The organism is Sinorhizobium numidicum (assembly GCF_029892045.1).
Lineage (GTDB): Bacteria > Pseudomonadota > Alphaproteobacteria > Rhizobiales > Rhizobiaceae > Sinorhizobium > Sinorhizobium numidicum.
Window position 1 is genome coordinate 3,101,703 of record NZ_CP120368.1, and the last position, 24,665, is coordinate 3,126,367.

At 59.6% G+C, this 24,665-nt stretch carries 30 protein-coding genes, 1 tRNA gene and 1 pseudogene; 5 read left to right on the forward strand and 27 right to left on the reverse strand.

What is annotated here, in order from left to right; genetic code table 11:
- On the reverse strand, window positions 1-3,093 hold the full coding sequence (locus PYH37_RS26180; protein ID WP_280734371.1) for a phage tail length tape measure family protein: 3,093 nt from the start codon (window positions 3,091-3,093) through the stop codon (window positions 1-3).
- Between the two features lie 57 nt (window positions 3,094-3,150).
- Between PYH37_RS26180 and PYH37_RS26185 the strand changes: the two genes are divergently transcribed.
- Window positions 3,151-3,636, forward strand: a complete 486-nt coding sequence (locus PYH37_RS26185; RefSeq protein WP_280734372.1) for a YbjQ family protein — start codon at window positions 3,151-3,153, stop codon at window positions 3,634-3,636.
- Here the strand turns inward: PYH37_RS26185 and PYH37_RS26190 are convergent.
- The 15 genes from PYH37_RS26190 to PYH37_RS26260 form a co-directional block, all read right to left on the reverse strand.
- Window positions 3,633-3,803, reverse strand: a complete 171-nt coding sequence (locus PYH37_RS26190) for a phage tail assembly chaperone (RefSeq protein ID WP_080726150.1) — start codon at window positions 3,801-3,803, stop codon at window positions 3,633-3,635. The two genes, PYH37_RS26185 and PYH37_RS26190, sit on opposite strands and share 4 nt — an antisense overlap.
- 32 nt (window positions 3,804-3,835) lie before the next feature.
- The gene (locus tag PYH37_RS26195; protein ID WP_280734373.1) at window positions 3,836-4,168 is read right to left on the reverse strand and encodes a hypothetical protein; all 333 of its coding nucleotides are present in this window, start codon (window positions 4,166-4,168) and stop codon (window positions 3,836-3,838) included.
- Between the two features lie 24 nt (window positions 4,169-4,192).
- The gene (locus tag PYH37_RS26200) at window positions 4,193-4,624 is read right to left on the reverse strand and encodes a phage tail tube protein (RefSeq protein ID WP_280734374.1); all 432 of its coding nucleotides are present in this window, start codon (window positions 4,622-4,624) and stop codon (window positions 4,193-4,195) included.
- A gap of 89 nt (window positions 4,625-4,713) precedes the next feature.
- Window positions 4,714-5,061, reverse strand: coding sequence for a DUF3168 domain-containing protein (locus PYH37_RS26205; RefSeq protein WP_280734375.1), 348 nt, complete (start codon window positions 5,059-5,061; stop codon window positions 4,714-4,716).
- Window positions 5,062-5,126: 65 nt separating this feature from the next.
- Entirely contained in the window at window positions 5,127-5,606 is a 480-nt protein-coding gene (locus PYH37_RS26210) for an HK97 gp10 family phage protein (RefSeq protein ID WP_280734376.1), read from the reverse strand.
- Window positions 5,606-5,962 carry a head-tail adaptor protein gene (locus PYH37_RS26215; protein ID WP_280734377.1) on the reverse strand — a complete coding sequence of 119 codons (357 nt, stop codon included), beginning with the start codon at window positions 5,960-5,962 and terminating at the stop codon, window positions 5,606-5,608. Before PYH37_RS26215 ends, PYH37_RS26210 begins: the two co-directional genes overlap by 1 nt.
- Window positions 5,946-6,125 carry a hypothetical protein gene (locus tag PYH37_RS26220; RefSeq protein WP_280734378.1) on the reverse strand — a complete coding sequence of 60 codons (180 nt, stop codon included), beginning with the start codon at window positions 6,123-6,125 and terminating at the stop codon, window positions 5,946-5,948. The genes PYH37_RS26215 and PYH37_RS26220 overlap by 17 nt, the downstream gene beginning before the upstream one ends.
- Window positions 6,125-6,529 carry a hypothetical protein gene (locus tag PYH37_RS26225; RefSeq protein ID WP_280734379.1) on the reverse strand — a complete coding sequence of 135 codons (405 nt, stop codon included), beginning with the start codon at window positions 6,527-6,529 and terminating at the stop codon, window positions 6,125-6,127. The genes PYH37_RS26220 and PYH37_RS26225 overlap by 1 nt, the downstream gene beginning before the upstream one ends.
- A gap of 16 nt (window positions 6,530-6,545) precedes the next feature.
- Entirely contained in the window at window positions 6,546-7,118 is a 573-nt protein-coding gene (locus tag PYH37_RS26230; protein ID WP_280734380.1) for a head-tail connector protein, read from the reverse strand.
- Between the two features lie 245 nt (window positions 7,119-7,363).
- Window positions 7,364-8,608 carry a phage major capsid protein gene (locus PYH37_RS26235; protein WP_280734381.1) on the reverse strand — a complete coding sequence of 415 codons (1,245 nt, stop codon included), beginning with the start codon at window positions 8,606-8,608 and terminating at the stop codon, window positions 7,364-7,366.
- Window positions 8,609-8,680: 72 nt separating this feature from the next.
- Complete coding sequence (locus PYH37_RS26240; RefSeq protein ID WP_280734382.1) at window positions 8,681-9,295, reverse strand: HK97 family phage prohead protease; 615 nt, start codon at window positions 9,293-9,295, stop codon at window positions 8,681-8,683.
- A complete protein-coding gene (locus tag PYH37_RS26245; protein ID WP_280734383.1) occupies window positions 9,292-10,500 on the reverse strand; it encodes a phage portal protein in 1,209 nt (402 codons plus the stop codon). The genes PYH37_RS26240 and PYH37_RS26245 overlap by 4 nt, the downstream gene beginning before the upstream one ends.
- A 62-nt stretch (window positions 10,501-10,562) precedes the next feature.
- On the reverse strand, window positions 10,563-12,260 hold the full coding sequence (locus tag PYH37_RS26250; protein ID WP_280734384.1) for a terminase large subunit: 1,698 nt from the start codon (window positions 12,258-12,260) through the stop codon (window positions 10,563-10,565).
- Window positions 12,261-12,423: 163 nt separating this feature from the next.
- Window positions 12,424-12,813, reverse strand: a complete 390-nt coding sequence (locus PYH37_RS26255; RefSeq protein WP_280734385.1) for a hypothetical protein — start codon at window positions 12,811-12,813, stop codon at window positions 12,424-12,426.
- A gap of 110 nt (window positions 12,814-12,923) precedes the next feature.
- Window positions 12,924-13,220 (reverse strand): HNH endonuclease, encoded by a 297-nt coding sequence (locus PYH37_RS26260; RefSeq protein ID WP_280734386.1) that lies wholly within the window; start codon window positions 13,218-13,220, stop codon window positions 12,924-12,926.
- 89 nt (window positions 13,221-13,309) lie between these two features.
- Between PYH37_RS26260 and PYH37_RS26265 the strand changes: the two genes are divergently transcribed.
- Window positions 13,310-13,660, forward strand: coding sequence for a hypothetical protein (locus PYH37_RS26265; protein ID WP_280734387.1), 351 nt, complete (start codon window positions 13,310-13,312; stop codon window positions 13,658-13,660).
- A gap of 82 nt (window positions 13,661-13,742) precedes the next feature.
- Here PYH37_RS26265 and PYH37_RS26270 read toward each other — a convergent pair whose 3' ends face one another.
- The 7 genes from PYH37_RS26270 to PYH37_RS26300 all read right to left on the reverse strand — a co-directional run bounded on the left by PYH37_RS26270 (window position 13,743) and on the right by PYH37_RS26300 (window position 19,537).
- Window positions 13,743-14,108: a hypothetical protein gene (locus tag PYH37_RS26270; RefSeq protein WP_280734388.1), complete on the reverse strand. Its 366-nt coding sequence runs from the start codon at window positions 14,106-14,108 to the stop codon at window positions 13,743-13,745.
- Window positions 14,105-14,560 (reverse strand): Panacea domain-containing protein, encoded by a 456-nt coding sequence (locus tag PYH37_RS26275; RefSeq protein WP_280734389.1) that lies wholly within the window; start codon window positions 14,558-14,560, stop codon window positions 14,105-14,107. Before PYH37_RS26275 ends, PYH37_RS26270 begins: the two co-directional genes overlap by 4 nt.
- Window positions 14,561-15,129: 569 nt before the next feature.
- Window positions 15,130-16,305, reverse strand: a complete 1,176-nt coding sequence (locus tag PYH37_RS26280) for a hypothetical protein (protein WP_280734390.1) — start codon at window positions 16,303-16,305, stop codon at window positions 15,130-15,132.
- A complete protein-coding gene (locus tag PYH37_RS26285) occupies window positions 16,302-16,526 on the reverse strand; it encodes a hypothetical protein (RefSeq protein ID WP_280734391.1) in 225 nt (74 codons plus the stop codon). The genes PYH37_RS26280 and PYH37_RS26285 overlap by 4 nt, the downstream gene beginning before the upstream one ends.
- Entirely contained in the window at window positions 16,523-16,933 is a 411-nt protein-coding gene (locus PYH37_RS26290) for a hypothetical protein (RefSeq protein WP_280734392.1), read from the reverse strand. The genes PYH37_RS26285 and PYH37_RS26290 overlap by 4 nt, the downstream gene beginning before the upstream one ends.
- Window positions 16,930-17,238, reverse strand: a complete 309-nt coding sequence (locus PYH37_RS26295) for a hypothetical protein (protein ID WP_280734393.1) — start codon at window positions 17,236-17,238, stop codon at window positions 16,930-16,932. The genes PYH37_RS26290 and PYH37_RS26295 overlap by 4 nt, the downstream gene beginning before the upstream one ends.
- 244 nt (window positions 17,239-17,482) lie before the next feature.
- Complete coding sequence (locus PYH37_RS26300) at window positions 17,483-19,537, reverse strand: AAA family ATPase (protein ID WP_280734394.1); 2,055 nt, start codon at window positions 19,535-19,537, stop codon at window positions 17,483-17,485.
- Window positions 19,538-19,652: 115 nt separating this feature from the next.
- Between PYH37_RS26300 and PYH37_RS26305 the strand changes: the two genes are divergently transcribed.
- The 3 genes and pseudogenes from PYH37_RS26305 to PYH37_RS26315 form a co-directional block, all read left to right on the forward strand.
- Complete coding sequence (locus PYH37_RS26305) at window positions 19,653-20,030, forward strand: hypothetical protein (protein WP_280734395.1); 378 nt, start codon at window positions 19,653-19,655, stop codon at window positions 20,028-20,030.
- Between the two features lie 507 nt (window positions 20,031-20,537).
- Complete coding sequence (locus PYH37_RS26310; RefSeq protein ID WP_280734397.1) at window positions 20,538-20,681, forward strand: hypothetical protein; 144 nt, start codon at window positions 20,538-20,540, stop codon at window positions 20,679-20,681.
- Window positions 20,678-21,730 (forward strand): annotated as a pseudogene (locus PYH37_RS26315) (recombinase family protein); the annotation flags it as partial. The gene PYH37_RS26310 and the pseudogene PYH37_RS26315, both read left to right, overlap by 4 nt.
- A 198-nt stretch (window positions 21,731-21,928) precedes the next feature.
- Here PYH37_RS26315 and PYH37_RS26320 read toward each other — a convergent pair.
- From PYH37_RS26320 to PYH37_RS26335, 4 genes are all read right to left on the reverse strand, one after another.
- Entirely contained in the window at window positions 21,929-22,183 is a 255-nt protein-coding gene (locus PYH37_RS26320) for a hypothetical protein (protein ID WP_280734399.1), read from the reverse strand.
- A gap of 52 nt (window positions 22,184-22,235) precedes the next feature.
- Window positions 22,236-22,312, reverse strand: a tRNA-Met gene (locus PYH37_RS26325).
- 135 nt (window positions 22,313-22,447) lie between these two features.
- A complete protein-coding gene (gene mnmA / locus PYH37_RS26330; protein ID WP_280734400.1) occupies window positions 22,448-23,644 on the reverse strand; it encodes a tRNA 2-thiouridine(34) synthase MnmA in 1,197 nt (398 codons plus the stop codon).
- A gap of 196 nt (window positions 23,645-23,840) precedes the next feature.
- Window positions 23,841-24,587, reverse strand: a complete 747-nt coding sequence (locus PYH37_RS26335) for a helix-turn-helix transcriptional regulator (protein ID WP_280734401.1) — start codon at window positions 24,585-24,587, stop codon at window positions 23,841-23,843.
- Window positions 24,588-24,665: the final 78 nt, after the last annotated feature.

Genomic DNA, 24,665 nt, shown 5'->3' on the forward strand with positions numbered 1-24,665 from the left:
TCAGCCCTTCTGGCTAGTGTACCTGCTCTGCATGGTGCCGAAGCCGCCACGGCGCTGGTTTTCGTTGTATTGGCTCAGCCCTTCGCCAACACCCTGCTTGACCAGCGTGCGGATGTGCTCGTCGCCGCTTGCGCCGCTGATTTGCACCTGCAGAATGCCAGGCTGTGCGTTGTTGTTTGCCGCCAGGCCGCGACCATTCAGACGAGGTGCGCGAGGTGCGGCAACCAGGCCGCCGTTCGCGTATCCGCGAAGTCGCTCGAGCGTAGGCACACCGATGCGGCTGACCGCAGTAGCGTCGAAAACGTACTCGCCCTTGTGCACAATGCCGGCAGGTGTGTACTTGCCGCCTGTGCCGGTGTAGCCGCCCTTATCGAACAGCCCTATCCCCCCACTTGCGGCTAGTTGTGCTGAGCCAGCGAATGGTGAGCCCGCAAGCATCGATAGCCATGACAGACCACCGCCGCCGCCAGAGTTTGCTAAGACGCTGCCGAACTGGCCAAGTCCCTGCGTTGCCTGTTGCGCCGACCCGCCGACCTTTGCGAGAGCGGCCGATGCCTCAGTGGCTCGACGCGCCTGTAACTCAACTGCATTGACCCACGTCTTGCTGACGCTGTTGCCGGAGTTGCCTGACAGCATCTCAAGCTGCAGGCCACCGTTCGCAACCCTAGACGCGCCCGTGGCAAAGCCAACGTGACCGCCGGTCTGCCCCGCGCCAAGACCGCGCGATTGCAGCAGAACGTCGCCACGCATAACCTGCGATGGGTCTATTTTCGTTCCCCAATTCTGGAATGAATTGGCGACAAGAGACCCGGACCCTTTCACGCCGATCTGCTCGAGCGATGAATTGACGAACGCTGCGCACCAAGCAGTCTGAGCGGCATTTATGTCGACGCCGCCCTGCTTCAGGAAACTGTTGATCGAGCTACCGTTGGTTCGTTCATTGGCTCCTAACAAGCCCATGGCTTTATCGACTGAACCACCGATGGCAGGCAAAGCCGAACGCGTCACGGCGCCCACAGGAGCCGCAAATGTCGATGCAGCAGAAGATGCGACGGCCGCAACGCCGCCAGTCTTACCGCCGCCACCAAGAAGGGCCGAAGCAAGCGCATTGCCAATCTGCTCAAACAGACTGTACAGCGACTTCTGCATGGCTGCGGCTGCGGCATTCTTGACCGCATCAGCGAATGCCTCGCCGATGCTCTTACCGCCAGTGAGGATGCCGCTGCTGAATTCAGAGAGGAACGACTTGGTAAGGTCGGACAACTCCTCCTGCTGGAATCTGTTGCGGATCATCGCCGCGTTGTTGCCGCCAAGGTCTTCATCAAGGCCGTAAGAGCGCAGCCTTAACTTAACTGCCTGCTCTTGCTTTGACATGCCGGCGAAGACTGAGTCGTCCAGCAAGTCTTGTTGCAGCTTGGCTTGGGCCAGCGCCTGCGAAAACTTGCTGTATAGTTCAACCTTCTTCTCAATCTCGGCTCGCTGCACGGCACTGAGCGATCGGCCCTTATCTTCCGCCTGCTGCAGCAGTTCCAGTCGGAATCGTGCGGCATCAGTCTGGATGCCGTATTGGCCCGTTAGTTCCGTTTCAAGTTGCAACTGCGCGATGCGATCGTCTGCGCTCTTAATGAGGTCGCGATAGGCGTTCGCGGCGCGCTGCGCGGCCGTTTCTTCTTTTTTGGTGTCTTCCGGTTCGTCGCCAAGCTGAATCGGCTTTGTGCCAGGTATCGGAACAGCTACGCGCCTGCCGTCTGGGTTGATGACGGTCGGGTTTTCGTTCGCCTTACGACGCTGTTCGTCAAGATAGTCGAAATACGCGTCTTGCTCAGGGCTATTGATGCGGAAGCCGCGCGAGGCGCTGGCCGCCTGCGCCGCCTCTTGGCGGTACTTCCCCGCCTCGGCTGACGCCCTGCTAATCGCCGGAATAAGAGCTTCAAAGACTTTTAGATACTTTTCAAGCTCGGGCGTCGCGTAGTCCCCGATGACCGCGGCGAGCTCCCGCTGCACTTTCTCGGCCATCTCCGCGGTCGCGTTGCCGTTATCAATGCCGGCAGTTAGTTCGTTGAATGCGCTCTGAAGGCTGGTGATTCTGTCAGTATCTTGCCCCAGTTGGCTGAGGCGAATGACGATGTCGCCAATCTGCGTATCGACATCGCCAAGCTGCTTTCGCAGTTCAGTCCACTGCTCGTCGGCGGCAATCTCTGCTGCCGCTTGCCGGTCTTTATTGTCCGCAAGCCGTTGTCGCTCGTCGTTATAAGCTTTGAGCGCCGGCAGCGCGTCACCCCATTTGGCGACAACCGCCTGAACGAGCTCGGCTTCTCGCTTCAGAGTCTCCTCTGACTTAACGCCGCCCCAGTCCATGGCGCTGAAATATTGAATCGCAGCAGCGCCGCCGGCTACAAGGCCGATCGTCACGAGTGAAACCGGGCTGATAAGTGACGTAAATGCCGCCGCTAGGCCGGTAATGACCTGCCGCCCGTTGCCCATTGTGCTGAGCACAGACGAAAGCTGCGTGCCCTGCTGCAAAGCGATCTGGAGCGGATTCATGCCCATCGCAGAAGTTACGGCGATGTCCTGAAACTGTGCCGCGATGTTGGCAGTTTCGAAACCGTTGTTACCTGCGCGGCTAATGGCGCGTGAAGGCGAAGCCGCCAGAGCCGCATTACGCCCCTTAATGGCAGCCGTGCTCGCCAGTGCAGCCTGGCGCTCGCGCTGGATGGCCGAGGTCATCTCATTAGCGGAGATGGCGCCGAGGGCGTGAGCCCGCTTAATGTCGGCAACGGCCGACTTGTAATTGTTGATCGTTGCGAACAGCGGCGAGTAGCGAGCGCGAAGACGCTCAAGTTCCTTGCCCTGGTCGACCAGAGCGCCGCTCCACTCCTTGGCGCCTCGCGTGCCGATCCCGACCATGCCGTCGATGCGCTTTTGCAGCGCAGACGACATGGAATTGTCGATACCGCGACCAAGATCATTGAACTGCTTTTCGACCTTGCCTGTGGTCGAAGATATGTCTGCCTCAAGGCGCTTCAGGCTCCTTTTGACCGTAGCAAGGTCAGTGCTGATGGAAATTACAAGATCATCTGTCTTTTCAACCATCAGGCGAATATCCTAGAAATAGAAAAGCCCGCGTGGTGACGGGCTGAGGGGGATGAGATGGCTTATTGCAAAGAGTGCGGAGCGGCGAAGCCGGACCACCAAGTGCAACTTGGCGTCTGCGATGAATGCTTCAATTACTCGAGTAGGAAACAGTCCACGGCGAGTGCGGCGAGTCCGCCGACCGCCGCCTCCAACCATAACATCATCCTGACGACGTCCATCGACGTTCCTAACCGATCAATCGAACGCGTGGTCTCGATCGTCGCGGCGGAGGCTGCGCTCGGAATGAACGTGTTTCGGGACATCGCAAACAACTGGCGCGACTTCGTAGGAGGAAGGTCTAACTCTGCTCAGGAGTCACTGAAGGAGGCGCGTACAGCATGCCTCAACGAGCTCAAACGAGAAGCCTCGGCGCTTGGCGCTGACGCGGTCATCGCCGTAGATCTCGATTACAATGAGCTTTCCACAGGTGGTGCCGGCATTTTGTTCGTCGCTGCTAGCGGAACTGCTGTAAAGCTGGCGCCGGTGCGACCGGCGCCCTAGCCATACTTCGCCAGCAGAGCATCCATCTCGCCCTTCGACGGCGGCTTCGGTCCCTCGTCGACGCCATTGGCCTCGTTACGTCCGTGGATTGCTTCGAAGAACTCGGTTAGCGTGGCGCCCCAGAAATCAACGGGACGCCAGCCAAGACCACCAAGCGCTATGCGCATCCACTCACGCCAGGGGAACGGATCGCCCTGCTCTAGTTGGCCGTCTCGTCGACGGCTTCGGCGTTTCCCTCGTCACCATCGAAGTGATGCGCAAGAGCAGTGTTGAACGCCGCAGCACAGTCCTTGAAGTGCTTCAATTTCAGCTTCTGGATCGCGGCGAGTCGATCGCCTTTGATCGTCAGAAGCTCAATGCCGGCAAGAACGGCAGCCGCTTCAACGCCAGAGAGGCGCATGAAAAGCTCTTGGAACGACTTGCACTCCAGCCGCGTAGATACCGCGGCTAAGCCAGACATCGTTGCAGCAATGACGAGCTCGACGTCGTCAATTTTGAGCGAAGCTTCGCCGCGGGCGCCATTTACCGACATGATTTTCTCCTCTTTATGCATAGATTACACTTCGGCCGTGAACGTCAGTTCGTCGGCAGCAACGAAGGTCGCGCTGAACTCCATGTTCGGCTCGACGTCGCCGCTGAATTCGAAGTCCGTCACCATCCAAGAGCCTTCGTAAGTTCCGTCGCCGGGAACGATCACCTGCGCGTTGAAAGCAGTGGAGCCGCGGACGTAGCCCATGAACGCACTCATGGCTGCGCCGGCGACGAATGCGCCGGAGCCGCTGAACGTGCGGTTGGAAATGCCGGGGCGGCTGGTTTTCTGCACCGGGCCGCCAGGATTCGTGCAGCTCGGGATGGTCGTGTCGACTTCGTTTGCCGACATATTGAAACTGCGCGTCTTCAGACCGCAGAGATTGCTGAAGACTTCCGGCGTGTTGCCATCACCGATCTTAATCAAAAGAGAGCGGCCGAGCTGCTGTCCAGTTGCCATGTGTTAGGTTCCTTCATATGAAAAACCCGGCACATGGCCGGGATGGTGGTGTGATGTTTGCTTCCCGCAGCGACGCTTCGTATCTGCCGCTAGGGCTTCTCGACGTTGGCCACGAAGTCGATGACGGCGTGGCTAGTCAGCCCGTCTGGGTCGCGAAAAACTCGCGTCTGACGGTGCATGATTGAGATTAGGCGATTTGTTGCGAGCGTGAACGGCGCCAGATGCAGGCTTTCCGCGACTGCGTCGGCTATTTGCTTTGCTACGGGGTATCCAACTTTGCGCGACCAGGCGTGAAGCGTCAGGTAAACTTCGCCGCCGCTAATGCATGTCGCGTCGTCGCGTAGAAACTGCGCCTCGCCGATCGTGACATACGATTCCTTTGGCGTGCCGAATGCCGCATCGGGTGGTTGATCGTAAACACCGTTGATCAGCGCCATCAAGCCGGCGTCAGCCTTTAGGCGCGCAATTATAGCGCTCTGCAGCTCCAATTCTGGACTGGCCATCAGCGCTTACCCTGTGCTTCCCGCACGCCCTTGTTGACGGCTGCCAACAGCTTGCGTCGCGCCGCCTTGCGATAGGCTCGCCACGTATGAAAGACGTGCGGTTGCGCCGCTGTGCCGGGATGCATGTGTGCTTCGCCGCTAAAACTGATGTTGCCGCCACCCGGCGCGACATTGTGCGGAGCAGTCCCGAACTCCAAAAAACGCCAAATGAACTTGGCAAAGATGCCGGCAGCGTCCTTGTCTTTCGTCTGTGTCACGCCGACCTGCCGCTTGTCTGGGTTGTCGGATAGCCGCGCTCCTTGAATACTGGCAGCATAGTCGCCAGTTGCGCCGCGTGGCGCCTTAGCGGCAATCCGCGTGGCGGCTTCCTTCGCGATCTCGAGCTTTGCCTCCGCTGCGTACTTCTCGACAGCGGGCGCCAACTCGTTCAACCTGCGCGTAAGGGCCTCGCGGCCCAGGACCTTCGCCTTCAGCGCCATTATGTGGCCACCCCATCGTCGACAAGCAGATCGAGCCAGGCATTCTTCTGATCTGGGTTGGTAACGGTCCTGATATTCATGACGCGCGACGCGTTGCGAGCATCTACGATGCGCCATGATGGGGTCACCTCACGCGCAGCAACACAACTGCGAATTCGAACCGTGTACGGCTGCACGCCAACCAGCCTGGCCGCCTGCACAGGTTCACCACCTCGCAGCGGGATCAGTTCGGCGGCCGTGGTGAAGACAGTTTCAAACGGCCCCGCGACCTCATTGCCGTAAGAATCATCAACGATTTCTCGTTTTTGAAAGTGCAGCTTCTCGCGCATGCGGCCGATGCTAGGCTTCTTGGCCATCTGCCTTCTCCCGCTTGGGCTTCGGCAACTTCACCGCAACGCCCTTGGCCTGCGCCTCGTCGGCGCAAGCCCTCGTAACATTGAGCGTCATTCCAGCTTTGTAGGCTATGGTGAAGCCAGGCTGGACCCAGTTGAAATCCCGCTTGAACTCCACCCAGCTCATTAGAGCGTTACACCCGGATCCTGAATATCGACGGCGAGAACGGTCGTGCTTTTCGCAATGCCGATCTGGATCGCGTCCATGCCGGTCGTGACGTCGGCGCGGGGGCAGATGCCGCCTGCGGTCGCGCTGAGCCAATAGTCGGTGCCAGCCACAAGTGTTGCGCCGATGGTAATGTCACCAGACTTCAGCATCGAAACAGGCTGGTCAAGCGAGGCGCCGTTCAGCGCGAGGCCGTGGACCGTACGCGTTCCAGTCCCGTTGTTGTCCGACTTCATCCACTTGTTCGTGGTGGAGTTAAGAAAGATAGCCTGACCAGCGGTGATCGTCTCGCCGGCGGTGCCGGTGTCGCGTGTGGAATTGGTGCCGCCCACTACGAGGGCGGAATTTATACTCAAATCGGCCATGTTGTGTCCTTTTCAGTCAGGCCACCCGGCCGACTCTGTAGCGTTCAAGAATTGATGCGACGCCCAGCGGCAAATCTGACAAGCCGCCGTCCGCCACCGCTTCCCGGTTCTCATAGAAGTGGCCAACAAGGAGCAGCAGCGCCCATCGGAGATCCTGCGGCAACGTTTGGTGACCGCATTCAAATGTGACCTTCACCGCCCCCGGTTCGCACGCGACTGACGGCCACGATGTGTCTCGCGCAGGCCAAATCCGCAGCGGCTGCTGGTCTAGGTCGTAACGCAAACCCGACACAGACTGGTCGACGCCAGCACCGTCACGGTACGTGACTGACGTGACGCCGGTTACCGGGCCAAGCGGAACGACGATCTCACATGGAAAGTGGTCAAGCGACAGTCGCCAGGTCTGCGAAAGCAGGGCGATACCGATGCCGTTAGGGCCTTCGATGGTCGCCTCCGCGGCGGCGACCATAGACGTAATGTCAGCGTCGTCATCGTCGTGGAAGACGCGCAGATGGCGCTTCGCCTCTGCAAGGGTCACGGCCGGTCCTGCCGGCGCAACCGTCCTTACCAGCCGTGTCCATTCGTTCATTTGCGTCGCCTTTTAGTGGCTGTCTCGAGTGGCGGCCGCACAACGGCAGCTTCTGTGGCGGGCGCAGCGGCAGCTGCCTCTTCAACGGGCTCGCACTTGCGCTCCCATCCAGCGCCAACCTTCGCGGCAAAAACGTCTGCGTCGACGACCTGCCCCCAGCCAAAGGTGAAGCCATCCCCGGCCAGGCTTGATGTAACTCGTACGTTCATGAGGTGGTCGGGCGGCGCTTGGCCGCCCGCTCCCTATTAGGATGCAGCGTGCTGTAGAACTTTGACTGCGCCGGCATCGAGCAGCTCGCCGTCGAGGCGAGTGAAGCCGATGAAACCGGTCTGGTCGTAATTAGCATAGCGCTCGACGAGGCGGCGGATCGCGAACTCACGAACCATACGGACGACGTAGCGATTGAACGCGCCAAACGCGACGGACTTGTTGGATGCGCCGATTGCAGCCATCGCCTGGTTGATTGAATATGGCTTGTCGAGAATGGTCGCCGGGGCGCCAGTCCTCACATCGGCCGGCTGCCAGATATAATTTCCGGTGACCGTATCTTTGATCTTCCGAAGCGATTTAAGTGTGCCGTCGTTGAACATGAAGCGAACCGACGGGTCGTCGCGGTACGCCGGATCGACTGCGTGGAACAGTTCGATCATGTCGTCGAAGGTGAGCGCAGCGGCAGCAGCAACGCCGGTCACAGCGGTGGCTGCCGTGACGATGCCGTTCGGCTTCGCGGAACCGTCGCCCACAGTCAGGTGGCGGTTGCCGATGCGCCCGATGCGCTCCGCCATTGCGGAACGTACGGTCCCTTCGACGTCGATAGCCGAATCCTGCAGAAGCTCTGCCGAGACCAGCACGACACCAGAGGTGTACTTGTAGGCCTCGAGCGTCTTCGTGCCGAATGCCACTTCCGTCTCGCTGACCTGCGTGTTTTCGCCGATAAGCGCGCCCTCGTTAGAGGTGTCGTCCATCGTCGGCCACGGAATTGAATTGCCGGCAGTGGTCGTGAGCACACGCGTAACGCCTGGATCCAGCATGGGACCCCAAGCCTTGAGCGACTTGACCAGTTCGGCCATGAAGCCTTCCGGCACAAGGTAGCCGCCCTTGGAATCAGTACCAACAGCCTGAGCGCGCATCTCGCGAACGACCTTCCGCTCCTCAGCGGGCATGTCTTCGAGGCCATGACGGAGATAGCTCCGGAAGGCCGCAGCGCGGGCTTCGTCTACATTCTCCTGCCGGCCACCCTGAACCGATCGATTTTCACCCGTCGGGCGGCGATCGTCAGCGGCGTTCAAGTCGCGCTCGCGCGCTTCCAGAGCCTCTTCGCGCTTGATGCGCGCTTCAAGGCGGTCGTACTCGGCCATAGCGGTGTCGTGCTGAGATTCGAGCTCAGAAACGCGAGCCTCCGGAGTATCGTCCTTGATGTCGGCAAGGAGGGCGCGAGCGTCAGCAACGAGTTTCTGCTGCTTTTCGCGCAGTTCAGTAATCTTGGACATAGAGTCTCCATACGAAAAGAGCCCGCGCAGGCGAGCTCAGTGGGATCAGTTTTGGTGGGTGACAGCGCTTGGTCAGCGCGTGCTGCGGACCCTGAGATCAAGGCCCATTTTCAGGCGGGCTCTGTGGGCCGCCCTGCTTACCGGCGCTGCCGCCGGATCTGTGTTTTCTTCGTTAGCAGAACGAGCGTCCCGCCACTCTTGCAGCGAACGCTTTCCGAGCTCGGTATCGTCGTAGGCTGGCCACGCGACCGCCGACACCTCGTAGAGTTCGACCTTGTGAATGGTGCGGATTGGCATCTCGCCAGTTTCATCCCACTCATCATGCTTCACGGCAAAGCCGAAGCTCATCCCCGAAATATCGCCCCGCTCGACAAGTTCCCAAAGATCGTTGCCATCGGTCGTGTTCGGAACATCGACCTCGACGGCGAGCCCACGCGAATCCTCCGACAAGCGAAGGGTACCGCTCTTCGTGCGCCCAATGACGCGGCCGGCATCGTGGTCGACTAGCGCTCTGACGTCGCCTGCGATCGCTTCGGCAAAGGCACCAGGCGCGATGCGCTCCGTCCACCAGCCACCGATATCGGCGTCCGAATTAAAGATTGCTGCGTACCCGACCAGCGTGCGCTTTTCATCGGCGGCACGCGTTTCAACTCCAAGCGTGCCGCCACGCTTCTCAATCTTGGTCATGCGGCGTTGGCCTCGTCGTCTGGATTGTTATCGTTGGCTGGCGGCGCTGCTGCCGTGCTTTGCATGCCGAGAGGGACTGTAGCGCCTTGGATGTGAAGCTTTTCAGCCTCTCCGCCATGCGCTGGCCAGTTCTCCATACCGCGCACCTCATCGGGTGTGTTGATGGCATTCTGGATGGCCGTAGCGTAGCCTTCCATGCGCGTTTTGAAGTCGCCGCGCAGGAGGCCGTCGATATTGAACGATACGAATTTGGTACGGTTCCGCGCCGTGAACAGCTTCAGATTTAACTCCTGCTCCCACGCCTTAACCCACTGTGAGATAAGGTGTTTCACAAGATTCAGATCCTGTTGTTCCGTATTGCTGAACGTGCCGTGGGTAAGATCCTGCAGGAACACTGGCGGGATGCCGTAAATGCGGGCGATCTCTTCGATCTGCATCCGCCTGGCCTCGACCATCTGCGATTTCTGCGGATCGACGCCTACAGCTTTCAATTCATGCCCTGTCGGCATGATCATGACGTTTCGACGCTCGGCGTTGGCGTCTCGAACGGCCTTCTCGACGTCCTGCGATGCTCTCGTTGCGGCTGCGGGTGAAGGCATCGGGCCATAGAGTGCCAGCGGAGGAACCCCGCCGTTCGCGAAGAATTTGCGAGCATACTCGTCGAGTGCAAGCGAAAGTCCGACAGCACCTCTCAACTTCGTCACCGGATCGACGTGCGAGACGCCGTCTGGTTTCAGCATGAAAGTCAGGTCGAGGACTTCGTTGGCTGCATAGGTGACTTTCCGCCCGCCGTCATCGTAGTGGTAAAGCTTGCGGCCGCTCTTGCGCTCAATCGTCAACTTGTCGGTGTCGAGGGGCCAGATGTTCATCACCCTGCCGGCCTTATTTCGCTCGATGAACGAAACACCGCGACCACGCAGCAGGACGTTGATCATCATGCCCTTGCGCCACATGAACGAAGTAAGCTCGTCGTTAGGAGCATCATGCAGGATGCCGTAGAGCGGGTCAGACTCGACGGTGTCGCGCCCCTCTCCGCTCTTTCTAAACACCTGCAGCGGAAGACTGGCGATCGTGTTGGCAATGAAATTCACCGCACACCACACTGCCGGCACCTCAAGCGCCGTTTCGTGCGTCACGACAACTCCAGCCACACCGTGCCACTCGCCCATCAGCGTGCGCCAGGCATTGACGTCGGAGAGCGGCACGCTCGGATTTTCCAGGCTCGCTCGCGTTTCCGCGGCGGCCTGCCTGTTATTGAATGGCCACATTAAACCACCGCTATTTTGAAGTTAGGATCTTCCCATGGGGAAGTGGCAACTACAGGCGCAGCGACGCTGTCGGTCGCCAGACCGATTGCGATTGCAAGTGCCACCGCGGCATCGATACGAACGGTTGCCTTCGATTTCACGAACCAACGATTATCCTGTGGGTCGTGATCGAAGGTGGCGCCCATTAACGCCGTGATCAGGACGGGACTGCGACGAAGTCGGATGCGACCGTCGATGATCATATTTTCGAGCTCGGAAACCGAGCCAGGCATCCACAACCCCTGAGGTGGCGGCAGCCCCGCGGCCTTCGCCGCATCGACTTTGGCCGGTTCTGGCCGCGCCCTCACCTTCCCGCCTTGCGGATGAGCGATGTGCTCAACCACCACGCCTAGAGCGTCGACTTCCTCGCGGAACTTGTCATACGCGTAGCGGTCGTACGCTATGCCCTTGATGTCGAATATCTGATGCAGTTGCTGGACACGTGCCGCAACGAAGTCGAAGCGAATACGCGGTCCCGGCGGAGCATTTAGCCAGCCTTGGTCGACCCAAAGATCGTAAGGCGCTTTGTCGGCCGCCGCCCTAACCTTCAGCGTGTCACCCGGCGTCCACGCCTCCACCCATGCATCGAAAGTTGGCAGGCTCACCAAAGTGCCGTCTTCCCGCTCCATCTCCTTAAAGCCGGTGGGCACCACACAAGCCAAAACTGTGATGTCCTTGCTGCCCGACAAGTCGGCGCCGCAGAACAGTTCCTTTCCGGCATGTTCTGCCTCTGGGTCGAAGTCATCCATGACGCTTTCGACAGTTGAGCGAGTCATCCAGGCCTTGTCGGCATCTGTCCACCTGCAGAAATGCAGCCGCAAAATGCCGTTGAGCTTGCCCGGCATCTGCTTCGCCTGCGCTACAACACCGGCCAGATACTCCTCGGTCAGAATGGTGCCGAGGAGAGGATTCGCCTTCCTCCAACACGACGGATTCTCGAGCGGATCGTCATCCTGATCGAGCGCGCAAACATAGGCGAAAGTAGTGTCGTCGATGACTTCGCCGACGTACGTAAAATCATCGTCGGGCTCGCGTGTGCCGGCCGCCACGCGCACCGCGTGCTCGTGTTCCTCCCAACAAACCGAATTCCGATCGCTGCCAGAGTTCGTGATCATCAGCAGCAGCGGTTGCTGCCGAAACTTGAAGCCGCGCTCGAGCATTTCCATCGTGCCGCGGTCTGGGTGTTCGTGCACCTCGTCGCAGAGCGCGAAATGCGGGCGCAACCCAGAGCCAGTCTTGCCAGCCTCTTTTGAGAGAGGGCGAAAGAACGATTGGCTGCGTAAATGCGCGATGTTGTATTCCTTGCCAGGCCCACCGCTTGTCGTTGTACGACTCAAAAGATCGGGAGACTGACCTCTCATCTTGACCGCATCTCGGAATAGAATCTGGGCTTGATCCTTTGTGGCTGCGGCCGCGAAGCACTGCGCACCGGGCTCCTTGTCGGCAGTTAGCCCATAAAGACCGATGCCACCCGCGAATGGGCTCTTGCCATTGCCTTTGCCTTCCTCGATGTAGACGCGACGAAAGCGGCGGTATCCGCTCGGCCCCATCCATCCGAATATCGAGCCAATCTTGAAGGCTTGCGACGGGTGGAGAAGGAACGGCCGGCCTTCGAACTGGCCTTCGCTTAGCTTCAGCTTCTCCTCAAAGAAGCGCATGGCGCGCTGTGCCGCTGCGTCATTCCACTCGAGACCGCGTTCTGCGCCAGTGCGCAAATCATCAAAGTGACGACGGCAAGCGTTCCGAACGTGCGGACCTGCGACTTCAACTCCATCAACAACAGACTGCGCGTATGCGCTAACCCGGTTAAGTGCCGGCGTCTCAGTCGTCGAAGATATCGTCCTTCTCTTCGTCGCCATCGGGCACCGTGATCTTTGAAGCATCGGACGGCGTGGCGCCCATCTGGCCCAGCATTTGCCGAAGGAGATTCATGGATTGAATCCCGACCTCCTGGCCGGCCATGATCCGCCCTTGGATGTTGGCAGCCATACCAACAAGGATGCGGTGCGATTCCGTCAACCAAGGAATTTCGCGCTGAAACAGCGCCCAGGCCGATTTAGCTTTGTTCGTGTCACTGTCGGTCACCCACTTCGGCGGATCACCCAAAGGCCCATTTGCCTTCGGCTCCTTGCGATGTTTGAAACGTCCAGCGTTGATTTTGTCTCGCCCCTCGGTTTTGGCTTTGCCGAGGGGATTTCTCGGCCTCGCCATATGCGGAAATCCTATTCAGTGGTCATATTTTGAAATGCAGATGCGTGCGTTGTGGTGGGGCACAGGTAGGGCGTTCGGAACAGTCGGAGCGATCCGACCCGCCCCTCCCGTCAAACGGGCCAGCCGTCAGCCGAAAACCGGATGACATCCTTGCCGAGCTCCATGCGCCGCTTGTGGGTGTCGTGGCAGCTCTTGCAGAGCGATTGAAGGTTTGATGGTTCGAAGAACAGTTCGACGCTGCCCTTGTGGGCCTTTACGTGGTCCACCGTGTCCGCCGCTGTGACTTCTTCGACTTCGAGACAGAACCGGCATAGGGGCTCAGCCGTCAGTTGCCCTTCACGCAGTCTCTTCCATTTGGCAGTGTCGTAAAGGTGGTGCCATGCGGCGCGTGCGTTTCGCGTTTTCATTGAGCCTTCAACGAAACCCTTGCGCGAATCCAGAACAACCACCAACTATGGCGGCAGCGCTCCGCGCATGCTTTACACGAGGGATTAAAATGGCAACGGTGGAAGAGTACAAAGCTGCAATGAACGAGCTCGCGGAGGCGACACAGGCATTTAGGCCGGTGGCTCAGTTCCTGAAGAGCCTCAATGAGGCGACGAATTACGCGCTCAATAGTTTTCTAGAAGCCACCTTCGGTATGGCCAACCAATCCGGCCGGAGAATGGGATCGCACGACAGCAAGTATCGGATAGATATGGCGAAATGGCCGTCTAGCGAGGAGGTCAGTGCAGCGGGTACTAGGTTGGCCAAAGCGTTCAATGATGCTCACAAGATCTACAATGAGCTTTCGCAAGAAGACCGGGAATATCTGAAGTCGCCGCCTTATCAGCCCGAGCTTCGGTAAAGCTTTGGCAAAAGCGGTCGGCTCACTATCGAGGATCCGGCCGCTTGAATGCTCGTCCACATACGGAAGAGAGGCGACAGGGTTACTCCATGCGCTTCTTGAAGTGACCAGAAACGATAGACAGCAGAGCGCCCGCTGTGAGGATAGTCTGGATGGTCCAAAGGTCCTTATCGTCTAGCCAGCGATAGGGCTGGGGAGACACCAGATGCCACATCCAAACTGCCGCCATCAGAGACAACGCGAAAGCTGCAATCCAAACGGCGCCTATGGCGATGCACTCAAAGTGCTGACGGAAACGTTCCGTCCGCCCGTCTTCGGCTTCCTGGCGTAATTGCTCACGGGTTTTCCCTTGCTGCAGAGACGCGACTTCTAGAGCCGCCATGTCTACAGGGGCGGTCTCTGCCGCGCGCTGCTCTGACTCGGACAGTGCGACCTTGCCTGGACTCACGCAGTGGCACTCGCCTTCCGCCTGTAGTGCTCTTCGATAAGGTCATCCGAAATTCGACGACCGAAGGCACCAGGTTCGTAAGTCATGTGCCAGGGGCTGCCTGGGGCATGCGTCATGTTGGAGAGCTGCGGGCCTGTGAATTTGCCGTAGACATCATAGACTTGCTTAACGATATCTTTTTCGTCAGCGTCTAGCTGATCTGGCCGCCACCGCGGAATCTTCGACGTTATCGCTCCGCCGCGATACCGCTTTATTTCGTCGTACAGCCGAGGGATAACCGGCCCATACTGCCACGCCTCTACGGGGTCGCAAATGAGCGGTCGACCTTCGATACCGTAGAACCATCCATGGGCTATGTACGTCAGCTTCAAGAGCTGCATCGGGGTGACGGAATCACCGCGATCATGGGCCAACTGAAGGATGTAGTTGGCGACGTCACGAGAATCCTTCATGGAATCGCCTCCTTTGTTCCAGCTTCGTTCAAAGCCATACATGGTGCAAAGTTGCATGATCCGCAACAAGAAAGCGTAAATCCTTCGGATAAAAGAAAACAAGAAGCGGCCAGCTCAACCAGTTAAGGGAGCCGGCCGCATGATCGCCCGTCGCCAGAGGAGGAGAGCGCCAGGCAATGGGGACCAACGCGTGCAGAGCAGAGGCGCTGGGCTATGAGCAACCAGACGGGGTGCGCTATTGCTAAGCGTGTCTGGTCTTGTAGGTAGCAGGCGGCGCCCATGCGGTGTGCCTTTGGGTATCCGCACGGCATAGCCTCGCGGTCCTGCCTGACGACAAGCGGGTTCCTAGCGGGTGTACAAAGTGCGCATCGTCCAGCGCCTGTCATCAATCGAGGTTGGCAGCCACCGCAGGACCGAAGCCGGTCGACGAGGCGATGTCGCGGGTCAGACCCCAGAACTGCCAATAGTTAGCCCCGGCTCATCGCTGGCCGAGGCTCCGTCGCAACTATCTGTGCGCCCGGAAGGATGGGGATGGATCTGGACTCCATCCCTTCACCTCCATAGGGTTTTCAACTGCGAGAAACTTCCCGCTTCTCTGGTTCGGCGCCGTATTCCGCCAATTCCATGGCTTTGAGGAAGTTGTCGTTGGCCGCGCGTAGAAGGCGCCGACCAGCGTCAATTGCATGCCGTCCCTTGTAACCTCGCGTCTCTCCGAGCTCGGCTAGGCTCTTGGCGCTCATCGCCTCGGTGAGCACTCGAACGTGAGAGTCTTGCATTGCGTCGAGGCCTCGTTGGAATCGATCACGCTCCTGTTTTTCGCTGTAGATATCCTGCCAAGCTTGTGAGCCGCTTTCGCCGTTTTTGCCCTTCCGTCCTCCGATGAACAACTGCCGCAGGTTCGTAGGGCTCGCCGGGAAGCTGTCTGGGCACTTCATGATCGACGGCAGAATCGGCGTGTTGGCGTAAGCGTCTGCGAGCATCTGCCGATCCTGGGTTTTAGTTGTCACCTCGCGCTCTTGCTTTCGAGGGCGGAGTTTTGGCGGATTGGCCGTGCGGGCGGCGTCGACCATCCAGCGGTAATGGGCATTGCTGCCCGAGCTGTCCTCCGCCGCGCCTTTGTCCCTCGTAGACTTCTCACGGCAGCCAAGCATTGCGCCAACTGGCATTCCTATTTGCGCTTCGACGACTTTCTCCAGGACCAGCTTGTGACCGCGCTCCGTCTGCGTTCCGTCACTGAAACGCAGCTTACCCATGCGGGTAATAACCTTGTGCTGGTTACCGTCCTCGTCGACGTGTGTGCCGTATGCGAAGTCACCACCAACCGGAATGGCATGGATCTCCCTGCTCGCCCGCTGCGCCTCATGCCGACCACCGGCGAGCATCATCGGCTCCTGGCGATACCTCAGCGTGACTTTGGAGAACGAATTTTCGAGCTCCTGTTCCGAGGGGATAATCTCCACGGCGCGCTCATTCCCAAAGCCGTCCTCGGGCTGCTGTTTGTTGTCGTTCGCCGGTGTCAGGCGCCAGTTGCTCGATATCTGCGGAGGTGGCTCAGCCGGCACACCTTCTGCGACACCTGCCGGCCTACTGCGCATTGCAAGAAGCGCTGACAGTTCGGATAGGTCTCGATGGCGCGGCTTCTCGGCCTTCGGCTTCCTGCCAAATATCTTATGGTCGTGCTTCGGTGCTGTGGCGCGCCAAGCTTCAACAGCTGCACGGTGTTCGGCGGTCGTGCGTTCGGTCATGGTTTTCCCCTCTCGCTCCATTGCTTGATAGCCGCTTCACCCTTGGCGCTGAGGCCGCGGTAGTAGGTGCCGTCGGCTCTCCGCCTCCAGGAGAGCATCCGGCGGGCTTCAAGGATGATCTCGGTTCGATCCTGAACTCGTTGATGGACGCTACTTTGACCGGAAAGCAGATAGGCGGCCTGCACTCTCGTGAGCCTAAGATCGCGACGAGACCAGTTCATTCGGCCACCCGAATTTCTGGCTCCGGCAATTCCACCTCATCGATGTCGACCGTGATCTGGTTGGGCTGGCCGGGTAAATCCTCGAACTTCGAAACGATCTTCTGCCGAACGATCTCGCCGTGCCGCCGCATCTCCTCGAGCGCTGCTTCTCGAGGAATTGTGGTTTCGCGCAGCGGCAAGACAACGTTCTCGTGGGAGGCCTCGAAGCCTCGACGAAAGGCGTCGTCGGCGATGAAGCGAATGGCGTCCTCGGCGGCTTCTAGCGCTTCATCGATGTCGCATACACCGTCTGCATCGTTGTCGAGGCGCGCGATCATTGCGGCGAAGGCGCGGAGATAGCGATCGGCGTCGCGCTCCTCTTTGACCAGATGCGGGATATTCGCGAGGTGATGTTCGTAGGTGCTCACGAGTTGATCACCTCGTCGAGCAGCGGCGACAGATGGTAGGCGACGCTCGCTCGGTACTTCGGCGGCCACGTTTCGGGCATCTCTGCCAGCACCATCGAGACGCCCATTCCTCCCCATAGATCAGCCTGACGTGCAAGAGCAGCGCGAACCGAGTCACCATTGTGCAGTTGGATGTAATGATGGCCAGGTCGGTCAATCTTCTCGACGGCGCTGTAGAAATTCCGAAGTTGACGGTTGATTCGAGCGACGTCGGCCGGGACGGCGCAGAGGTTGTGTTCTTCTGCGAATGTTTCTGTTGGCGTCATGCTGTCCTCCTGTTGCTGCTCAATTCCCCACACCCATCGGGGGAATGTTCTTGGAAACCATTCCCCCTTTAGGGGGTAGAAAGTGGAAACCCGGAAATCTGAATGTTTTCAATGGCTTGGAGCGTTTCCATTTTTGTTGGAAACGCCGGAAAGGTAACATTAAGCAATTGAAAATAAACGTCTTTCCATTTCCGCATTTCCGGAAATCTCCGGAATTCCGACATTAGTGGAAACGCATATTCGGTTATCGTGCGGCTCCCTTCCTGAACTCACCGAGACCAATGGCGAACTGGCCACCCGGCACATCGAGCCACTTCGCAGTGGTGCCGGTGGCAAGGCAAAGCTGGATTCTGCCGCTTTCGATCGCCGTCGCAGCGAGCCCCTCCAGGCGGTGTCGCGATACGTCACGGAGCTCGGTGGGGAGGCGATCGCGCATGGCGTACAGCCCGGTTGCCCCGGTCCTGGTGAAGGGGTGACCCGACGCCGCGGCCGCCTCAACGGCAACGATCAAAGCGCCGAGGAGGTCATCTTGTGCCGGCGCCGCGGCACCGATGCCCGAAGTCCTGTCGATTAGCAGGCCGAACTCGTTCCGCACTAAGGTGCTGACCATTCGCTTGGCGGGACCGTTGGCTTTTACGACGCCACCGAGAACGACTTTGTTGGCCACGTATTCTTGACCCAGTGATTTGCAGACCCTCTTCGCCCTCGCCTCGTCAGCAGGCCACATCGCGTATGCCAAGCGGAGTCCATCAACGAGTGCGGTACTGCCGCGAATCGCGTCACGCGCGTCGCCGAGATTTTCGATTGGTTTTTGCGTCTTACGCATGTGGTGCGCGACGAGAACCGTCGCGCCCGTTTCCGTTGCCAAGCGACTGAGCGACGTGCAGACGAACTGGCCAGCCGCCGGGTCTTCGTTCAGCGCGAGATGGGCAAAGCTCGCTAACGGGTCGAAAGTCACCAGCCGGAGATCATTGATGGTGCGTAACTGGTCGCAAATGCGGAGGAAGTCGTCTGTCTCGATGAGACCCTTCTTCTTATCGTCGCGCCAGAACGCCCTCGCGCCACCGGCAGAAGGGAGCGGGACGACGATCATCTTTTGTCCCGCGGGGCCGAACCGTTCCGCTTTCGCGTCAAGCGCTGAAATGCGCCGATGCACTTCGCCGGCGTCGTCCTCGCTGGTAATCATCACTGACGTGCCTATAGCCGTAACCTTGCCGCCGAAGACGTCGGGAGCGAAGGTGCCCTGCCCGAAGGCGACGCGCCGATGAAGCTCGAGAAGAGCGAACGACTTCCCAGTATCCCCCATGGCGGACACCATGCCGGGAACGCCAAGCGGGATTACTCCATCGACAAGATAATCAACCGCTGGCGGTTCGCCGACGAAGCGGCTAACCGGCCATTCGAAAATCGACAGCGGTGCAGCAGGAAGCGGATCATTGTCGTTAGCGGCAATGGGCGGGGCTGACGAACAAATGCTCTCCAACTCCTCGACGGTGTGTCCGGCATCTAGCCAGTCACTCACGTCGCCTTTCGGCGGCAAGCCAGGAAGGTCGATGCGCGCGACAACGGCGATGCCTTGTAGGTTTTGGAGTGCCGTCTTCGCCTTCTTGTCACCGGCAGCGTCATTGTCCGCCAGCACGTAAACCTTGCGACCGCTTAGGGCTGTCAGGTCCTCTGGCCACGAACCGTTTGGCACCGTCGTCGCCAAATATCCAAGCGAGGCCAGGCGATCGGCGTCCTTTTCGCCCTCCACGGCGAAGACGGGATCATCGGTGTTGGTTGCAAGTTCGTGCAGGCGATAGAGAAGCGGCTCGCCTCGCCCAGAGAGATAGCCGCCATCTCCGTCTGGTCGACGTTGCAAGAAGGATTTTGGCTGGGTTGGATGCTCGTACCGAAGAACCTCAAACAGTACCTCGCCGTCAGCGCTCGTGTAGTCGTAAGTGGCAACGTGGCTAAACCCGCGAGAAGTCAGGTGCCAATCAGAGAACGCCTTCGGTGGCTCGGCTTTCTTGACCAAGCGTAGGTGCGCCGTCGGCTGCGGTTTTGCGGCGTGCTCCGGCTCCCAGTCGGGCAAACCGGCCCTGGTGCGCACGTAGTCTCGCATCTCGATCGGATCCTCACCTGCAAGCGGATGAACGATGAAGCCCTCGGGGGCAGTAGGGTCGAGAAGGACGCGGAGCGAGCGATCGCGCTTTGAATGGCCTGGCGCGGGGGCGGAGATCTGGTTGCCGCGGGCTGTGCCGCCAAGCGCGGCGGCAATCGCTCGGGGGTCAAGCTGAACGGCGGGTCTGGTCTGCATCGGCGGTGTCGCGCTCCGTGTAGGATTGAAGGGCTGCTGCGGTGATTGCCTCCGCAAGCGAACGGGAGAATGTAGCGGACCTTCTGCCGCCCAAGGCCGTGGGGGCGTAGGTGACATGCCGACCATCTGGTGTGCGGCAAAGGCGCATACCGTAGAATGCAACGTCGTCAGTCAGTTGCAGGTCAAAGCTTGCAATGAGCCTCACCTGCCCGCCGCCCGGATTGGCGGCAGGTTTGATGTCGAGGATTCGCATGGATCAACCTATCGCCAGACCGAGCCGACCGAAGTCGGCTGCCGCTCGCCCACGATTTCGCGTAGCGAAGTACCTGCCCTCTATCTCGCGAGTGTCCTCTACGCGTTCGCGGATGCCGCAGGCACAAAAGAACGCGTCCAAGCGCGCAGACCGCCGGGTACCCCTCTCGTCAACGAGGAACTCATAAGTCACCGGGTCGGGGCGATATCCGGCACCAACAGGCTCGGCATAGACTTTTAGACGAACGAGCTCATCAGCATCGTTCTCGACATCAACTGTCACGACACGCCATCCCACCCATCCGCGGACAGACGCCATGCGGTTTGCGGCCGCGCGTTCGACTCGGGCGACATCCTCCGCTGATTCGATGATCGTGAATGCGAGAACTTCGGCCAGGGATGGCCCCTTTGTTGCGGTAGAAATACGCAAAAATCCTCCTCGCCGGCGCGCGGCCGGTCGTGCTGTTCATCAACGTTGCATGGTTCACATCATTAACCGGCGAAGGTCGCCGAGCGTCAAGGGTTAGGCGGCTCGGTCGACCGACCGACGACAGCATTTAAATAAGATGTAAACCACAAATTTTCCAACTAGTTTATTCGCGATACCTGAAGATAAACTACTTGACGCGTTTGGTTACAGTAGATGTTTACAGCAACGACTGTCGCTTTTTGCTTGGTTACGGCGAACTATTGACATCGTTGGCATGTTTACACTTAGATGCATACCGAACAGCAAGAAGGAGGATGAATGACCGCGCAACTGGCAATTACCAGCAACCCGAATACCCACGCGCGAGAGGCCTTTCTGGCTTTCGTCAGAGCCTTGGCCGTAAGGCAGGCGCGGCTCGACGCCATGATGTCATCAGCAGCCAACGACAATCGCCCATCATGAGGCGCGCTGTTATATACGCACGGTACTCCACGGACCTACAGAACGATCAATCCGTCGAGGACCAAATCAGATTGTGCAAGGCTCATGCCGAAAGACTGGGCCTTCAAGTCGTTCAGGAATACTTCGATCGTGCCAAGTCAGGAGCGTCGATGTTTGGCCGTCCTGGCTTGTCGACCCTTATGCAGGCTGCCGAGCTAGGGTCATTCGAGGTGCTGGTATCGGAGGCGCCTGACCGCATCTCACGCGACATTGCCGACCTCGCGCATATTCATAAGAGCCTGTCGTTCCGCGGTGTCGAAATGAACTGCGTCAACGGCGGCAAGATGGATACCGTCCAGATCGGCATGTATGGCGTAATCGGCCAAATGCAGCGCGAGGAAGGCGCCAAGAAGGTCAAGCGCGGCATGGTGGGCGTCGTGCGCTCCGGTCGAAACGCTGGCGGCAAGGCATATGGTTATCGCCCCGTTCTTGGCAAGAAAGGTGAGCTCGAAATCGTCGAGGAGGAAGCCGCGACGGTGCGGAGAATATTTGAGCTCTACGCCACCGGCATCGCCCCGCGCACGATTGCCGCGACATTGAACGCCGACGGCGTCCCGGCGCCGCGTGGGCTGCGCTGGAACGGCTCGACTATCAACGGCAATGGCCAACGCGGCAACGGTATCCTGCGAAACCCCATCTACGCCGGTAAGCTGATTTGGAACCGCGTTCACATGGTGAAAGATCCATCCACCGGCCGCCGCATATCGCGCATTAATCCAGAGAGTGAATATGAGGAGATCGACGCGCCTCACCTTCGTATTGTCGACCAGTCGCTTTTTGATGCTGTGCAGGCACGGAAAGAGGCGACAGGAGGCGCACGCGCGCGCGACGTTCCGAAGTCCAAGCGGTTGCTTTCCGGTCTGTTGCGTTGTGGCTGCTGTGGCGGCGGTATGGCGCTTATGGGGGTGGACCGCAGCGGCCCGCGCATCCAGTGCAGCACCTATCGGGAATCCAGAAGTTGCACCAACGGCGCCCGCTACTACATCGAAAAAATCGAGCGTCAGGTTCTCGACAGCCTGCGCATCCAGTTTGCCGACACGGCCATCATTGACGAGTACGTGAAAGCCTATCGCGAAGAACGCCGCCGAATTGAAGCCGAGGCACGTAGAAACCGAAGCACTTCCGAGAAAGCGCTTGTCGATGCCAAGGCCGGCATTACGCGAATCGTCGAGCGAATCGCAAAGGGTCTGATCGAAGACGACGAGGCTTCAGCGCTGCTGCTGCCACTGCGGCAGGAACGCGATCGACTGGAGCGAGAGCTCGCCGCAAGCGAGGCGCCGTCGAACGTCATTGAACTCCATCCGCAGGCCGTGAGGCGCTTCCGCGAGAATGTGGAGCAACTCTCCGACATCGTCGCAACAAAGACCGGCACGGTTGACGTTGGCGCGGCAAGCGCCTTCCGCCAGTTGGTGGCGGCCGTTATCGTTCATCCAAGGGAGAAAGGAGAGCCGTACACGATCCAAATCAAAGGATACTTGTCGAGCCTGATTGATTCCACACGGTCGGCTAAATCGTTGGTAGCGGAGGAGGGATTCGAACCCCCGACACAAGGATTATGATTCCTCTGCTCTAACCTACTGAGCTACTCCGCCGCCGGGTGCCGAGCCATGGATTCCGCGAGGAGCGGGTCGGCTGGACGGGCGGCTTATAAGGTGCTGTTCCGCCAGGTGTCAAGCAATGTCTGCAGGAAAGTGTGAACTTTTCCCATTGCTCCCGACCGCGGCTTCTCAAGCCGCCGCCGGCGCCTGCAAAAGCGCCTTCAGAGCCGCTTCGGCGCCGGGCTCGCGCTCGGACTTGCGGATGAATCCGCCGCCGTAGACACGGGCGTCCTCGCCAGTGCCGGAATAGAGAGCGCAGGCCTGGCCCGGCGCGATGCCGGCCTCCCCTTCCGCAAGCTCGACATAGAGGCCGTCAGCGTCGCTCTTCAACACGGCCGGCGCCGGCTGGCGTGTGGAGCGCACCTTGGCAAAGCAAGCAAAGCCCTCTGCCGCCGCCTCTTCGAGCTCGCCATCGCCCAGCCAGTTGACGTCGCGCAAATAGACGCGGCGGGTCTCGAGCGCTTCCCTGGGGCCAACGATGACGCGGCGCGAGCGGGCGTCGAGATAGACGACATAGAGCGGCTCGCCGGTCGCAACACCGATGCCGCGCCGCTGGCCGATCGTGTAGTGCAGAATGCCTTCGTGCGTGCCGAGCACACGGCCATCGAGATGGACGATTTCGCCCGCGAGCGCGGCATTGGGCTTCAGCTTCGAGACGATGTCGCTGTATTTGCCCTGAGGCACGAAGCAGATGTCCTGACTGTCGGCCTTTTTGGCGACAACGAGGCCCATGTCTTCGGCGAGCGCTCGCGTCTCAGTCTTGGAAAGACCGCCGAGGGGAAAGCGCAGATAGTCGATCTGCTCCTGTGTGGTCGCAAACAGGAAATAGCTCTGGTCACGCTCGGCATCGGTCGGCCGGTAAAGCGCGCGCTGGCCGGCATAGCGTGGCTTCGGGCTCGGCCGCGAGCGGATGTAGTGGCCGGTGGCGAGCGCATCTGCACCAAGCTCCTTGGCGGTCGCCAGCAGATCCGCGAATTTGACCGTCTGGTTGCAGGCGACACAGGGAATCGGCGTTTCGCCCGCGATATAGCTTTCGGCGAAGGGATTGATCACCGTCTCGCGAAAGCGCGCCTCGTAATCGAGCACGTAATGGGGGATGCCGAGCGTCTCGCAGACGCGACGCGCATCGTCGATATCCTGGCCCGCGCAGCAGGAGCCGGCGCGATGCACGGCCGCGCCATGGTCGTAAAGCTGCAGCGTGATGCCGAGAACGTCGTAGCCTTCGCGTTTGAGCAGGCCTGCCACGACGGAAGAATCGACGCCGCCGGACATGGCGACGACGACACGCGTATCTTCGGGCTTGCGGTCAAAATCGAGACTATTCACGGGATCCAATCCGGCATCCGGGCGCGGCCTGAGCCTCGAACGCCCTGTTTCACGCTGAAACCGCAGGACCTCGTAACGGCGGCGCCGGCGGCATTTCCTTCGGCTTTCTGTGCCGCGACATATAGAAACTTGTCCGGCGCGCGGCAAGAGCGGAAGCTTTCGCTTCGGCTGGACCGCGTTTGAGACAAGGCAATCTTCAGATCAATTTCATCCGCATGGCGCGGGCAATCGCCTGCATCCGGTTGACGGCATCGAGCTTTCGGGTCGCGCTCTTGAAATAGCTGCTCACCGTATAGGTCGAGAGGCCGAGAATGATCGCGATTTCATCGCTGCTCTTGCCGGCCGCGGCCCAGCGCAGGCACTCGATCTCGCGACCCGACAGTTTTTCGCGCGCCACATTGCCCGTATCGAAGGTGCGCTCGAGACATTCGAGAAGTTGCACCAGGGTGAAATAGAGCATCGCCCTTTCCGTCCCGATCGGCTCGTCCCGTTTCCCGGAGAGCATGACGACGAACGGCTCGCCATAGGTCGTGTGCAAAAGCACGGCGAAGTGGCGCGCCATATCGGGAGGAGGCTCGATGCGGCGGGCGGGTACCCGGTCCGCAGCTCTACGCGCAGCCTCCAGAAGCTCCGCGCCGCCGGTGACCGGCAGCTTCGTCTGGCGCAGTTGCTCGACAAGTGCGCTGGTCTGGAAAATCTCACCGGCATCGTACTGACGCACCAGCTCGGAAGGCCAGTTGCTCAGCACCAGACGTTCGGAAAAGCGCTGCTGCTCGGCCAGCGGCAGGCGCGCGATCATGAAATGGGAGAAGCCGTAGAGGGCAATCAACCGCCGCATCAGACGAAGGAGTTCGTATTCCGTGCGCACCGATGCCGGATCGATCTCAAAAACCATCTCTGCGTTGGCATCGCGCCGCAAGGCCGGTTCATTCGATTCCTTCATATCTGGTCACCATATTACGGGCGCGCTAACGCCTGGTCAGAAGAGAACTGGCTTCCGCGCACAGAGACCCAGTTTCAC

Coding starts and splice junctions, on each gene's coding strand:
- PYH37_RS26180 (WP_280734371.1), bottom strand. CDS start 3,093: ATGGTTGAAAAGACAGATGATCTTGTAATTTCCATCAGCACTGACCTT.
- PYH37_RS26185 (WP_280734372.1), top strand. CDS start 3,151: ATGGCTTATTGCAAAGAGTGCGGAGCGGCGAAGCCGGACCACCAAGTG.
- PYH37_RS26190 (WP_080726150.1), bottom strand. CDS start 3,803: ATGCGCATAGCGCTTGGTGGTCTTGGCTGGCGTCCCGTTGATTTCTGG.
- PYH37_RS26195 (WP_280734373.1), bottom strand. CDS start 4,168: ATGTCGGTAAATGGCGCCCGCGGCGAAGCTTCGCTCAAAATTGACGAC.
- PYH37_RS26200 (WP_280734374.1), bottom strand. CDS start 4,624: ATGGCAACTGGACAGCAGCTCGGCCGCTCTCTTTTGATTAAGATCGGT.
- PYH37_RS26205 (WP_280734375.1), bottom strand. CDS start 5,061: ATGGCGCTGATCAACGGTGTTTACGATCAACCACCCGATGCGGCATTC.
- PYH37_RS26210 (WP_280734376.1), bottom strand. CDS start 5,606: ATGGCGCTGAAGGCGAAGGTCCTGGGCCGCGAGGCCCTTACGCGCAGG.
- PYH37_RS26215 (WP_280734377.1), bottom strand. CDS start 5,962: ATGGCCAAGAAGCCTAGCATCGGCCGCATGCGCGAGAAGCTGCACTTT.
- PYH37_RS26220 (WP_280734378.1), bottom strand. CDS start 6,125: ATGAGCTGGGTGGAGTTCAAGCGGGATTTCAACTGGGTCCAGCCTGGC.
- PYH37_RS26225 (WP_280734379.1), bottom strand. CDS start 6,529: ATGGCCGATTTGAGTATAAATTCCGCCCTCGTAGTGGGCGGCACCAAT.
- PYH37_RS26230 (WP_280734380.1), bottom strand. CDS start 7,118: ATGAACGAATGGACACGGCTGGTAAGGACGGTTGCGCCGGCAGGACCG.
- PYH37_RS26235 (WP_280734381.1), bottom strand. CDS start 8,608: ATGTCCAAGATTACTGAACTGCGCGAAAAGCAGCAGAAACTCGTTGCT.
- PYH37_RS26240 (WP_280734382.1), bottom strand. CDS start 9,295: ATGACCAAGATTGAGAAGCGTGGCGGCACGCTTGGAGTTGAAACGCGT.
- PYH37_RS26250 (WP_280734384.1), bottom strand. CDS start 12,260: ATGCGCTTCTTTGAGGAGAAGCTGAAGCTAAGCGAAGGCCAGTTCGAA.
- PYH37_RS26255 (WP_280734385.1), bottom strand. CDS start 12,813: ATGGCGAGGCCGAGAAATCCCCTCGGCAAAGCCAAAACCGAGGGGCGA.
- PYH37_RS26260 (WP_280734386.1), bottom strand. CDS start 13,220: ATGAAAACGCGAAACGCACGCGCCGCATGGCACCACCTTTACGACACT.
- PYH37_RS26265 (WP_280734387.1), top strand. CDS start 13,310: ATGGCAACGGTGGAAGAGTACAAAGCTGCAATGAACGAGCTCGCGGAG.
- PYH37_RS26275 (WP_280734389.1), bottom strand. CDS start 14,560: ATGAAGGATTCTCGTGACGTCGCCAACTACATCCTTCAGTTGGCCCAT.
- PYH37_RS26280 (WP_280734390.1), bottom strand. CDS start 16,305: ATGACCGAACGCACGACCGCCGAACACCGTGCAGCTGTTGAAGCTTGG.
- PYH37_RS26285 (WP_280734391.1), bottom strand. CDS start 16,526: ATGAACTGGTCTCGTCGCGATCTTAGGCTCACGAGAGTGCAGGCCGCC.
- PYH37_RS26295 (WP_280734393.1), bottom strand. CDS start 17,238: ATGACGCCAACAGAAACATTCGCAGAAGAACACAACCTCTGCGCCGTC.
- PYH37_RS26300 (WP_280734394.1), bottom strand. CDS start 19,537: ATGCAGACCAGACCCGCCGTTCAGCTTGACCCCCGAGCGATTGCCGCC.
- PYH37_RS26305 (WP_280734395.1), top strand. CDS start 19,653: ATGCCGACCATCTGGTGTGCGGCAAAGGCGCATACCGTAGAATGCAAC.
- PYH37_RS26310 (WP_280734397.1), top strand. CDS start 20,538: ATGACCGCGCAACTGGCAATTACCAGCAACCCGAATACCCACGCGCGA.
- PYH37_RS26335 (WP_280734401.1), bottom strand. CDS start 24,587: ATGAAGGAATCGAATGAACCGGCCTTGCGGCGCGATGCCAACGCAGAG.